The sequence below is a fragment of the Coleofasciculus sp. G2-EDA-02 genome (assembly GCF_040226375.1).
GTDB lineage: Bacteria > Cyanobacteriota > Cyanobacteriia > Cyanobacteriales > Coleofasciculaceae > Coleofasciculus.
This window is the reverse complement of sequence record NZ_JAVKEW010000271.1, coordinates 1-11261: the sequence shown is the minus strand read 5'-3', so window position 1 is coordinate 11261 and position 11261 is coordinate 1. Positions and strand designations below refer to the sequence as shown.

Here is an 11261-nt window from a genome sequence, read left to right as displayed (position 1 = left end):
TATCTAAACCCGCCCCCGCGCCACCCCAATCTTGCCAAAAATAATCCGGGGATTACAGGTAAAGACGCGATCGCACGTTTTCAGGATGGGTAAGATTTAGGATATCCTACCAAGATAATAAACCTGTCACATCTAGGATGCGATCGGGGCGGGTTTATAAAATTAAATGGTGAGTGACATCAGTTTTCTGTAAAACCCGCCCCTACAAAAGACGCGATCGCGCGATCGCACAAACTGAACACCATAGGTGCAAGGTATCTTTTACCCTGTCATTTTCCTTTATTTTTAGACTTTTTCAGATAAGACTTAGCCCAAGCATACCGCTGCGGATCTTTTTTGAGTAAATACTCCACAACTTCGCGGCGCTTGTTCTCATCTTTAGCCGTTTTCACCACTCGCTTAATCTCAGCATCCTGATCTCTGGGAGAAGCCCCACGTTTAATTGCTTCTTCAAACCAATAATCACCCTTTCCATATTCACGCCGTTCATAACAAATTGCTCCCATTAAGGTGTAAGGGTGATGGCTACTTGGCTGATACTCAATCGCTTTAAGCGCACATTTTTCGGCTTTCTTTAATTCCTCAATGTCTCGAAATGCTCCACCCCTAGTGGTTAGTAATGCTGATTTTAGCTTATTTTCGTTAATTTTGTCAAAGTCGAGGTTTTCTGTCAGTTTTAATGCCTGTCTGGGTTGATCTGCCTTACGCCAATGACTGCTAGCATTGGGCAAATTCCATTTGTTGCCAGTGCGCTGGTACTCTTGTTCGTAAAAATTGGCTTCAATTTTGTGGTAAGTATTCCAAATCTTTCCAGAGAACAGTTGATATCCTTCCTCTCGCCCCCCATAATAACCATAGTTCGATTGACGACGTTTAATTTTATTTTCCTGAAGCCAAGCCACATCCTTTGGTTCCAAACGTTCGGCTTTCTTTAACTTGTGCAGAATCGCATATAAAGGGCTAGAGGGAGATGTATCTTTATAGTCCGAAACATCATACTTGGACTTGAGAGTGGCAAAGTGTTTAGCTTGCGCGATCGCAATTATCGTCTCCCATCCATTATCTTTTAGCCAGTCTACCTCTGACTCCTTGAGTTTATCTCCTAATTCAATCTTGGACTTTAGCGTCGCTGCGTATTGCTCTTGAGCAATAGTAATTGTATCAGTTAATTGACGCTTTTTTAGAAAATTAATATCCTGTTCACCTAGCGGATGTTCTGATTCAAGTTTTTTCAGGACTTTGTATAGGTGACTAGAGGGTGATGAATCTTCGTATTGGCTCGCTTTATACTTTGTTTTCAGTTCAACAAAGTGCCGCTTCTGTTCCAACTGCTGAACAATATTAAGGGTTTCAATCAGTTGATGCGCCTCCAGCCAGTCTGTTTCTGACTTACTTAACGGCTGATCTGCCTCAAGGTTTTTTAGAATGGGATACAGTGGACTGGATAAAGACGAATCCGGGTGTTTAATCGCTTGGTACTTATCCTTGAGTTGAGCAAATTCAGCTTCTTTTTCGGCTTCTTGTTCCTGGAAAATTGCCAAAGTTTCAAATAATTCCTTTTCGTTCAGCCAGGTAATATCTGAATCACGTAACCGTTCTTTTGCTTCCAGTTGTTTTAAAATTCGATATAGCCGACTAGCAGGTGATAAATCTTGATGTTTAGTCGCCTGGTACTTGGCTTTCAATGTGACAAAGTGTTCTATCTGTTGAGCGATCACAACTGTCTCAGTATAACCATAATGTTTCAGCCATTGAATTTCTGAATCTATTAGTTTATTTTCTGATTCTAGTCTGCTAAGCATAAAGTAAAGCGGCGTGGATTTCCAGGAAACCTGGAACTTTGTTGCTGTATACTTAAATTGTAAATTGTAAAATTCACTTTCTAAATCTAAAAGTTTTTTCCTTCTAAGCTGCTGCTCCTGAGCAATAGTTTCAAGTGTTTCCGAAAGTTTATGTTCTATGAGCCAATTTCGCTCTATCTCAATGATCTCAATTCCCAAGTCAGCTTTTCGTAGGATAAAATACAGCAGACTCGCGGGGGATGAGTCTTCATAGTCGCTGGCTTTGTACTTAGACTTAAGGATAGCAAAGTGTTCTACCCGTGTTTGATGCTCGTCAGTCATATTGGGTCAATCCTTTCTCTTTCAGCCAATAGTCCTAAAAGTCTATCCTATTCCAATTCATATACCATAATATTATATATTTTTTTCAAATCAATAAAGGCGCAAGGATGGTGCCCCTACAGTTAGGCGAACCCTTAGCACTAGGAAATCACTACACTCCAAAATTCTCTGCGAACCTCTGCGCTACCCTCTGCGAACCTCTGCGTTAAAAAAATATATTCGTTCCCCTCCATAACCTTACATTTCCCCAACTAAGAACTAGCACTTTCTACTTTCAACGGATACTGCTTCAACACCTCCTTTAAATACATCCCCGTATAGGATTTTTCATTCTCCGCCACATCCTCCGGCGTTCCCACCGCAATCACTTCTCCTCCTTTATCCCCACCTTCAGGACCCAAATCAATCACCCAATCGCTACAACGAATCACATCTAAATTATGCTCAATCACCAACACCGAATTTCCCTTATCAACCAATCGCTGCAACACATTTAACAAATGATGCACATCATAAAACGATAACCCCGTTGTCGGTTCATCAATTAAATACAACGTCTTTCCTGTCGCTCGTCGCGATAACTCCGTCGCCAATTTCACCCGCTGCGCTTCTCCCCCGGATAAGGTAGGTGCAGGTTGTCCTAAATGTACATATCCTAACCCCACATCCACGAGAGTTTGTAAACGATTCACCCCACGGGGGATATTCTTAAATACCGCCAACGCCTCCTCCACTGTCATATTTAAAACATCAGCAATCGAATGTCCCTTATATTTCACCTGCAAGGTTTCTCGGTTATATCTTGCGCCTTTACATACCTCACATTGCACATAAACATCGGGGAGGAAATTCATTTCAATTACATTAACCCCCTGTCCGCCACAGGCTTCGCAGCGCCCCCCTTTCACATTAAAAGAAAACCGTCCGGCTTTATACCCTCTAGCTTTGGCTTCAATAGTTTCCGCAAAGAGTCCGCGAATCACATCAAATACCCCGGTATAGGTGGCGGGATTAGAACGGGGGGTTCTACCAATTGGGGATTGATCAATGACAATTGCTTTATCTACCCCATTCAATCCCTTGACCTTATCTAACTCTTTGGGAAACGGTACATTGCGACTCAGGTGATTTTGTAACGCCGGATAAAGGAGTTCGTTGACTAAGGTGGATTTACCCGAACCGGAAACTCCAGTAATGCAAACTAACTTACCCAAAGGAATCTCCACATCGATATGTTTAAGGTTATTTCGGTGGGCATTTTTAATCACCAGCGATCGCACGTTACCTTTGCGCCGTTCTCCTGGTGTTTCAATTCTCTGGCGTCCAGATAAATAAGCTCCGGTTAACGACGTTTCACTATTGAGTAATTCGGTGAAATTTCCCTGAACCACAATGTCGCCACCATGAATTCCCGCTTTCGGACCAATATCAATAATCCAATCAGCCGTGCGAATGGTTTCTTCATCATGTTCCACCACAATTAAGGTATTACCCAAATCGCGCAATTTCTGCAAGGTTGCTAATAATCGCCCATTATCTCGTTGATGTAACCCAATACTCGGTTCATCTAATACGTATAAAACCCCCGTCAATCCCGCGCCAATCTGAGTGGCTAGCCGAATTCGTTGAGCTTCTCCCCCAGAAAGGGTCATCGCCGCCCGATCTAGTGTGAGATAATCTAAGCCAACATCTAAGAGAAATTGCAATCGAGCTTTAATTTCTTTGAGGGCGAGTTCGCCTATTTTTGCTTGACGGGATGAGAGTTTAAATTGGTCAATCCGTTGGCGACTTTCCTCAATGGAAACCTCAATTAAATCGGTAATCCGATACTGTCCCAGCCTTACCGCTAGGGCTTCCGGCTTTAACCGTTTCCCTTTACAGACTTCACAGGGTTGATCTACTAAATATTGATCTAATTTCTGTTTATAGGTATCGGAATTGGTTTCGTCATATTGCTTTTGCAGGATCGGAAGTACCCCCCGATAACGGCGGTAATCGTTAAATTCTTCGATCCAAATCGGATTATCCGCCCCGTAGAGAATCACCTGTTTCTGTTCGGGTGTTAGTTTCTGCCACGGCGTTCCCAGTTCAAAACCATAAGCTTGTCCGATATTGTAAAGCAGGGACAAGTAATAAGAATTATCTCGATCCGACCAAGGCGCGATCGCACAGTATAGGGGTTGGCTGGGTTCGGGGATGACAAGTTCTGGCGAAAAGGTGCGTAAATTACCTAATCCGTGACAGTGAGGACAAGCGCCATAGGGGGAGTTAAAGGAAAAGAGTCTAGGGGATAATTCCTCCATGACAGCGCCATGTTCGGGACAAGCAAAGTTTTCTGAAAAGACGATTTCTTGGGGGATTTGTTGTTCGGAAGAGGTTGCATTTTTTGGGTCAGTACGTATATAATTTGAGTCTGGTCGGACTCCGGCTGACTCTGCCGATGTATCATTTAATACCTGGATCACCGCAATTCCACTGCTAAGCTTGAGACAAGTTGCTAGGGAGTCGGTTAAACGTTCCTGTAGTCCAGGCTTTTTGATTAAGCGGTCAATTACGACTTCAATGGTGTGGGTATAATTTTTATCCAACTCAATTGGATCAGAAAGATTTTGGATCACGCCATCGACGCGGACGCGAACAAATCCTTCGGCGGCTAAACTGGAGAGTAGCTTCTTGTGTGTGCCTTTTTTACCCCGGACGACAGGGGCGAGGATATGGAACTTGGTGCGATCGGGGAGTTCCATAACGCGATCGCACATTTGGTCAATGGTTTGAGGGGCGATGTTGCGATCGCAGATCGGACAGTGGGGTTCACCGGCTCGACCAAATAATAGGCGCAGGTAGTCGTAAATCTCGGTAACAGTACCCACGGTGGAACGAGGATTATTGGAGGTGGATTTTTGGTCAATGGAGATAGCCGGGCTTAAGCCTTCAATGGCGTCTACATCCGGTTTATCGAGTTGTCCCAGGAATTGACGCGCATAGGCGCTGAGGGATTCGACATAGCGGCGTTGTCCTTCAGCGAAGATGGTATCGAAGGCGAGAGAGGATTTGCCGGAACCAGAGACGCCTGTGAAGACGATTAAGCGATCGCGGGGAAGGTCGAGGTTGATGTTTTTTAGGTTATGTTGTCTGGCTCCCCGGATGCGGATGGTGTTTTGGCTGGGGGGTTGGTTTCCGTTTAGGGATGGGGTAGGGTTAGAGGTAATTTTGGTCAGATCAGACATGAGGGTAATGGCGGGTAGTAGTCTTTGATGATCTTAGCGTTGCCTCTGCCATTGGTTGTGAGGGGGCGTTGTTCTTGCTTTTTACGGTATGTGGTGTCTCTGTAGGGGCGGGTTTTACTACTATCTTTTTGGTTGCACAAGGGATGTGAATGAACCCGCCCAGACTTTCGTAGGTTTCTAGATTTCTCTTGAAAAGTTGGGTTGTTTTTGGGGATTTATTTCTGCTAGCGATGTGTTTTTTTAACGCAGAGGGGCGCAGAGGTTTACGCAGAGGGACGCAGAGGTTTTTGAGGCGATAGTATATGAGATGATAATTTATAGTTGAGGTCAAGTTATGAGTTATAGAAATATCATCACCATCGAACCGGGTAAGCGTGGCGGGAAGCCTTGTATTAGACGAATGCGGATTACTGTGTATGATGTGTTGGGCTGGTTGGCGGGGGGAATGTCCCATGCAGAAATTTTAGATGATTTCCCGGAGTTGACAGAGGAAGATATCCGAGCGTGTTTGGCATTTGCGGCTGATCGGGAACGTCGTATTATTGCTGTGGTAGGTGATACTTGAAGCAGGTGTCTGTGTTAGAATGTAACTTATACTTTACCGGATATATATGCGTTACAGTGAAGTTGAATTCAACGAGCTTTTAGATGCTCTTGCCGATGACTTGTTGAACAAGGATTAGAAATATTTAACAAATATCGCTATATGTTCGATTCCAGCGGGTATTTCCCAAGATGCTTAATTATCCATGTTGGCTAAATCTAAAAACTATCTTCGTTGCTCAATCCCAGTCTACGCCGCATTTCTGTGCCAGAAATTCCTCCCTCAGCGCGACGACGTTCCCGTGAACGCTCAATTAACTCAATAAATTGAGGATTGGTACTTAGTGAAATTGTCTCCATATCGACATTTTCTAATGTTATCAAAGCGGCAATAGGTTGACCGTTGCTGGTAATGATAACAGGTTCCTCAGCTAGCTCAGAGGTATATTCAGCTAGTGTTGCGTTTGCCTGTCCAATTTCCACAATTTTCATAGGTCATAAATCTCCCCAGCGATACGGACTTGATTGCGTTCCTTGATACCGACGGCATTGATATACACAACAGCGTCGGGCTCCTCTTCTATATCATAGTAGACGCGCAAATTACCAATGCGAAGTTCCCAAGGAGCAAGGGGATTAGGGCGCATTAGCTTTCGGTTTTTTGTCTCAACTGTCGGTTGATACATCAGTTGCTCATCGACAGTATCCAAGACAATCACCTGCTGTCGAGCCGTTAGGTATTGTAGATGTGTCTCTGATTCTGGTGAGTATTCGATGCGGTAAGCCATACCTCTATTAGCGTAAGTTGGCTTAATATTACGATACCCGATAAGATGGTGCCAAACCAACTCCGGGAATTGTGGAGAGTGCGAAGTGCGATCGCGTCAGAATTAATCTTAGCTATTAGCCAAGGATGCTCTGGGAGCAGGCGCTCCCCTTAACATTCCTTCTGTACTCAAATCCTCATCTATCTCTTCCCAGTGAATCCCATAACCTCCACCGCATACTTCCCATTTTTCCCGTTGTTCAGACGTAGCATTCAGTAATCTTGGATACCAAGTGAGAGGAACAGAAATTACCCGCCCATCCATGAGATCTACAGTTATTGTTTCCTCTGTAAAGTAAACGTTTTTAACTCTCTCGTCAGCTCGAATCGCCAAAATACCCATACCACGCCTCCAACAGTGTTTGCTGATTTTCTTGTACTATTGATTGTATTTTACGTAGTTCTTTAGCACTAAAACCCAGATTGTTTGCCAAGCTGACGGGTTCCAGCTAAAATTTAGCCGATGATTGGTCACGATCAATATGGATGTGAGGAGGTTCATTCGGCTCGTGGCTGTAGAAGTATAGTCGATAAGGACCTACCCGTAAGATTGTTGGCATAATTCCAGGTTACATGATCTTTAGAATAGAATAAGTTAATATGGCAGGACTTAATCCTTAACGCAATGTTGAACTACCGCATACGGTAGATTATCAGATGTCTTGGACAGAACTGGTTCATTCCCTAGCTGGAACTTGGTCAACAGACTTTCCCACCCTGGAAGAGATTCGTGCTGAATCAGGAGAAGACATCCAACGGGAGAGTTTTTGAATGTACGTTTTAGATACAAATACCCTGATCTACTACTTTAAAGGTCAAGGAATTTTCCAGGGTGTCAGGACTCGCGATCGCAGACTGGTATTAACTATGCCGAAAAGCTTAATCTTCTCTTTTGCTGAATTCATTCAGTTCGTTAAAATAGCGATCTATTTACGCCTTAGTTAAGGATTTGCTAGAGAGAAATGTACCCATTCATGGCGTCGGTTTGCAGATGCACAAAAGTATCAAAAATCCGCCTAAACCAGAAGATGTAACCGCCAATAATTAATCGGGTAGAAATCAAATCAGTCATCAGTCAATGATAGGGGCGGGTTTAGGGAATCTGTAGGGGCGGGTTTAGGGAATCTGTAGGGGCGGGTTTAGGGACTAACGTCAGCTATTCACCGATAAATGAACCACTTGCACCCGCCCTCCCCACCGATAAATGAACCACTTGCACCCGCCCTCCCCACCGATAAATGAACCACTTGCACCCACCCTTATCTCTAAATCGAATGCCACTGACTGGTATGCTGGTGGGCAATGCCCACCCTACGGTCTATCAAAGATTTCGGCGATTCCCTAATGCACGCTTTTCAGTGCCATTATCCCGAAATCAGATAGAGACGTGTAACGATACCATCAAGCGTCGTCTAATGCGGCAATACCGGGAAGTTCCTTACCTTCAAGTAATTCCAGACTCGCCCCACCACCTGTGGAGATATGGCTCATTTGATCAGCCACACCGACTTTTTCCACAGCCGCAACCGAGTCACCACCACCGATAATCGTGGTTGTGCCTTTCTTGGTAAGATCGGCTAGAGTCCGCGCGATCGCTTCAGTACCAGCGGCAAACTGATCAAACTCAAATACCCCCATCGGTCCATTCCAGATCACCGACTTACAATCGCCTAATGCCTCCTGGAAGAATTTAACCGAATCAGGACCAATATCTAGCCCCATCCATCCATCAGGAATCGATTCAATGCTTACGGTTTGGGCATTGGCGTCAGCGGCAAAGTTATCGGCAATCACGACATCTGTGGGTAAGAGTAAGTCAACCCCTTTTTCCTTTGCCTTCGCTTCCAAGGATTTTGCCAACTCCAGCTTATCCTCTTCCACCAGTGACTTACCGACACTCAAGCCACGGGCTTTATAGAAGGTGAAAATCATACCACCGCCAATCAGCAGTTTATCCACCTTATCCAGTAAGGTTTCAATTACGCCAATCTTACTCGACACCTTAGAGCCACCAATAATCGCGGCTAAAGGCTTCTGTGGATTTTCAATCGCATTTTGCAGATACTGGAGTTCTTTCTCAATTAAGTATCCAGCCACGGAGGGCTTCAGGTAATGGGTGACCCCTTCTGTCGAAGCATGGGCGCGGTGTGCCGTACCAAAGGCATCATTGACATAAACATCGGCTAGGGCGGCTAACTTTTTGGTAAACTCCGGATCATTCTTTTCTTCCCCTGGGTGGAAGCGGAGATTTTCTAGTAACGCCACCTGACCATTATCCAGGCTGTCAATCTGAGACTTAACCGCATCGCCAATACAGTCATCGCACTTGATCACCGTTTGACCCAGTAATTCGGAAAGACGATTTGCCACGGGTGTTAGGCGCAGGCTGTCTTTCACTTGTCCTTTAGGACGCCCTAAGTGGCTACACAGAACCACCTTGGCACCCTTTTTGATTAAATCCTGGATCGTTGGTAACGCCGCCCGGATGCGGGTATCATCGGTGATCGTGCCATTCTCATCCAGTGGCACATTCAGGTCGGCTCGCACCAATACCCGTTTTCCAGCTAAATCGGACTCACTTAAATTTGCTACAGTTTTTTTGGACACAGTAATACTCTCCTCTAATTGCCTGTATCTGATGCTTTGCGCTCTGATCGCGTGCCAGTGGTTGTATGCTTAATGATTACCCCCAGATGTATATCTATAGAGCAATCAACTCAATCATTAGGGTCAAGAGTATTTATTCTCTTTTCCCGTCCACATTTTACCGGAGTCCGTGTCTCTCAAGGTGATTACAATGTTTAAGACTGTCTTATTTCCCCTTGACCAAAGCCGAGAAGCCCGTGAAGCAGCGGAAGTTGTCGTAAATATCGTCCAAAAGTATGAAAGCAACTTAGTTCTGCTCTCGGTGGTCGAAAAACCTAACCCGGATGACCCATCGCCAAGTCCGGATCTCATGTCCCCGGAGATGGTTGCCGAACTACTCAAAGGCGCTCAAGCGATGTTTAATGAGTATGGGATTAAGTCGAAAACCCTGAGTCGCGAAGGCTCACCCCCGTTTACTATCTGTGATGTCGCCGATGAAATTAATGCCGATCTGATTATTATGGGTTGTCGCGGATTGGGATTAACTGAGGAGGGTGCTTCTGAAAGCGTCACCAATCGCGTGATTAATCTGTCACCCTGTCCTGTGCTAGTTGTGCCGTAACTATGACCAATCACCTATGACCAATCACCTATGACGACCATTCAATGGTATCCCGGACATATTGCTAAAGCCGAACGGCAACTCAAGGAACAGCTCAAACGAGTGGATGTTGTGCTCGAAGTCCGGGATGGGCGGATTCCTCTTGCCACTCATCATCCACAAACCGCTGAGTGGGTGGGGAATAAAAGCCGAGTTTTAGTGATCAACCGCATGGATCTGATTACGCCGAAGATGCAGCAGTTGTGGACATCCTGGTTTCAAGAGCAAGGGGAAACGCCTTACTGGACAAATGCCCAGCAGGGGCAAGGGATGCGGGAGGTAGCTCAAGCCGCGCAGCAAGCTGGAGTACAGATGAATCAGCGGCGTCAAAATCGTGGTCTGCAGCCCCGTCCTGTTCGCGCTGTGGTGATTGGTTTTCCTAATGTGGGTAAATCGGCTCTGATTAATCGACTTTTGGGGCGGCGTGTGGTGGACAGCGCCCGCCGTCCCGGTGTCACTCGTCAACTGCGTTGGGTGCGGATTAGCGATCAGATTGAATTGTTGGATGCACCCGGTGTTATCCCCGCCAAGCTGCACAATCAAGAGAATGCTCTAAAGTTAGCTATCTGTGATGACATTGGTGAGGCGTCTTACGACAATCAGCGGGTTGCTTCGGCTTTTGTGGATTTGCTTAAACAATTGTCGGATATGGCTACAGGCGATCGCACACCGGCTTGTTCCTTAGAAGACCGTTATCATGTAGATACAACTGGAATCACCGGTGAATCCTACTTACAGGTATTGGCACAGACGCGCTACCAAGGCGACGGGGAGCGTGCTGCCCGACAGCTATTGAATGATTTTCGCAAAGGATTACTCGGCGCGATCGCACTGGAATTGCCGCCATCGTAGAAATGCGCCATGGCGCGTCTGTTAATAACTGTGTGTTGTTTTATTAAAGGGGTGGGGGGTCTTACCCCTCATCGACTAAACTAAGATATAGTAAATGCACCCTAGACAAGCGCCCAGGGCGGGCGTTTTTCGTTGTCGGTTGGCGAGGTTCAGCCAAAAATTGTGACGAATCATTACGCTAATCTACGTAAAGATTTAAGACATATTGCTGAGGCAACTTAATAGACGGAGGAAAGAAAATTGAACAAGAGCACCGAAACCCATTCTCAGGACTTACGCACAACCTCGAACAGAGGGTTAACGTTCACCAACCTTGCCCTAAAAGGGACAAGGATTGACCAAGCCAGTTTGGACAACGTAAGCGGTGAATAGCTCGGTTTGAGCCTAGTTCTGGCACAGACTTCCGAATACTTCCCTAGTTCGGACTAGCCTCTAAGCCTAAT

General features: G+C 45.5%; 12 protein-coding genes and 1 pseudogene. 5 read left to right on the top strand and 8 right to left on the bottom strand.

Translation table 11 applies throughout. From position 1 onward, the window contains the following. Positions 1 to 269: 269 nt before the first annotated feature. Complete coding sequence (locus RLO19_RS30885; RefSeq protein ID WP_446361596.1) at positions 270 to 2123, bottom strand: hypothetical protein; 1854 nt, start codon at positions 2121 to 2123, stop codon at positions 270 to 272. 251 nt (positions 2124 to 2374) lie between these two features. After that, on the bottom strand, positions 2375 to 5350 hold the full coding sequence (gene uvrA, locus RLO19_RS30880; protein ID WP_446361594.1) for an excinuclease ABC subunit UvrA: 2976 nt from the start codon (positions 5348 to 5350) through the stop codon (positions 2375 to 2377). Positions 5351 to 5684: 334 nt separating this feature from the next. Here uvrA and RLO19_RS30875 point away from each other — a divergent pair, with 334 nt between their 5' ends. Then, positions 5685 to 5915, top strand: a complete 231-nt coding sequence (locus tag RLO19_RS30875; RefSeq protein ID WP_446361592.1) for a DUF433 domain-containing protein — start codon at positions 5685 to 5687, stop codon at positions 5913 to 5915. Between the two features lie 197 nt (positions 5916 to 6112). On the opposite strand, the gene RLO19_RS30870 is transcribed toward RLO19_RS30875, so the two are convergent. From RLO19_RS30870 to RLO19_RS30855, 4 genes and pseudogenes are all read right to left on the bottom strand, one after another. Beyond that, positions 6113 to 6385: a type II toxin-antitoxin system Phd/YefM family antitoxin gene (locus tag RLO19_RS30870; protein WP_446361590.1), complete on the bottom strand. Its 273-nt coding sequence runs from the start codon at positions 6383 to 6385 to the stop codon at positions 6113 to 6115. Next, positions 6382 to 6681, bottom strand: a complete 300-nt coding sequence (locus RLO19_RS30865) for a type II toxin-antitoxin system RelE family toxin (protein WP_446361588.1) — start codon at positions 6679 to 6681, stop codon at positions 6382 to 6384. The genes RLO19_RS30870 and RLO19_RS30865 overlap by 4 nt, the downstream gene beginning before the upstream one ends. Before the next feature lie 108 nt (positions 6682 to 6789). Continuing rightward, the gene (locus tag RLO19_RS30860; protein ID WP_446361586.1) at positions 6790 to 7062 is read right to left on the bottom strand and encodes a DUF2442 domain-containing protein; all 273 of its coding nucleotides are present in this window, start codon (positions 7060 to 7062) and stop codon (positions 6790 to 6792) included. After that, a pseudogene (locus RLO19_RS30855) lies at positions 7037 to 7279 on the bottom strand (DUF4160 domain-containing protein). The gene RLO19_RS30860 and the pseudogene RLO19_RS30855 overlap by 26 nt, the downstream one beginning before the upstream one ends. A gap of 389 nt (positions 7280 to 7668) precedes the next feature. Between RLO19_RS30855 and RLO19_RS30850 the strand changes: the two are divergent. Next, positions 7669 to 7767, top strand: a complete 99-nt coding sequence (locus RLO19_RS30850; RefSeq protein WP_446361584.1) for a hypothetical protein — start codon at positions 7669 to 7671, stop codon at positions 7765 to 7767. Positions 7768 to 7875: 108 nt separating this feature from the next. On the opposite strand, the gene RLO19_RS30845 is transcribed toward RLO19_RS30850, so the two are convergent. Beyond that, the gene (locus RLO19_RS30845) at positions 7876 to 8022 is read right to left on the bottom strand and encodes a hypothetical protein (RefSeq protein WP_446361582.1); all 147 of its coding nucleotides are present in this window, start codon (positions 8020 to 8022) and stop codon (positions 7876 to 7878) included. A gap of 98 nt (positions 8023 to 8120) precedes the next feature. Further along, positions 8121 to 9326 carry a phosphoglycerate kinase gene (locus RLO19_RS30840; RefSeq protein WP_446361580.1) on the bottom strand — a complete coding sequence of 402 codons (1206 nt, stop codon included), beginning with the start codon at positions 9324 to 9326 and terminating at the stop codon, positions 8121 to 8123. A 190-nt stretch (positions 9327 to 9516) separates the two neighbouring features. On the opposite strand from RLO19_RS30840, the gene RLO19_RS30835 reads away from it, so the two are divergent. The 3 genes from RLO19_RS30835 to RLO19_RS30825 all read left to right on the top strand — a co-directional run bounded on the left by RLO19_RS30835 (position 9517) and on the right by RLO19_RS30825 (position 11190). Continuing rightward, complete coding sequence (locus RLO19_RS30835; RefSeq protein ID WP_446361578.1) at positions 9517 to 9927, top strand: universal stress protein; 411 nt, start codon at positions 9517 to 9519, stop codon at positions 9925 to 9927. Positions 9928 to 9957: 30 nt separating this feature from the next. Beyond that, on the top strand, positions 9958 to 10818 hold the full coding sequence (ylqF, locus tag RLO19_RS30830) for a ribosome biogenesis GTPase YlqF (protein WP_446361576.1): 861 nt from the start codon (positions 9958 to 9960) through the stop codon (positions 10816 to 10818). A 240-nt stretch (positions 10819 to 11058) separates the two neighbouring features. Continuing rightward, positions 11059 to 11190, top strand: coding sequence for a hypothetical protein (locus tag RLO19_RS30825; protein ID WP_446361574.1), 132 nt, complete (start codon positions 11059 to 11061; stop codon positions 11188 to 11190). The last annotated feature ends 71 nt before the right edge of the window (positions 11191 to 11261 follow it).

What these genes read in the sequence shown, in the direction of transcription:
- RLO19_RS30885 (WP_446361596.1), bottom strand. Translation starts at nt 2,123, where the DNA reads ATGACTGACGAGCATCAAACACGGGTAGAACACTTTGCTATCCTTAAG.
- RLO19_RS30860 (WP_446361586.1), bottom strand. Translation starts at nt 7,062, where the DNA reads ATGGGTATTTTGGCGATTCGAGCTGACGAGAGAGTTAAAAACGTTTAC.
- ylqF (WP_446361576.1), top strand. Translation starts at nt 9,958, where the DNA reads ATGACGACCATTCAATGGTATCCCGGACATATTGCTAAAGCCGAACGG.
- RLO19_RS30870 (WP_446361590.1), bottom strand. Translation starts at nt 6,385, where the DNA reads ATGAAAATTGTGGAAATTGGACAGGCAAACGCAACACTAGCTGAATAT.
- RLO19_RS30835 (WP_446361578.1), top strand. Translation starts at nt 9,517, where the DNA reads ATGTTTAAGACTGTCTTATTTCCCCTTGACCAAAGCCGAGAAGCCCGT.
- RLO19_RS30875 (WP_446361592.1), top strand. Translation starts at nt 5,685, where the DNA reads ATGAGTTATAGAAATATCATCACCATCGAACCGGGTAAGCGTGGCGGG.
- uvrA (WP_446361594.1), bottom strand. Translation starts at nt 5,350, where the DNA reads ATGTCTGATCTGACCAAAATTACCTCTAACCCTACCCCATCCCTAAAC.
- RLO19_RS30865 (WP_446361588.1), bottom strand. Translation starts at nt 6,681, where the DNA reads ATGGCTTACCGCATCGAATACTCACCAGAATCAGAGACACATCTACAA.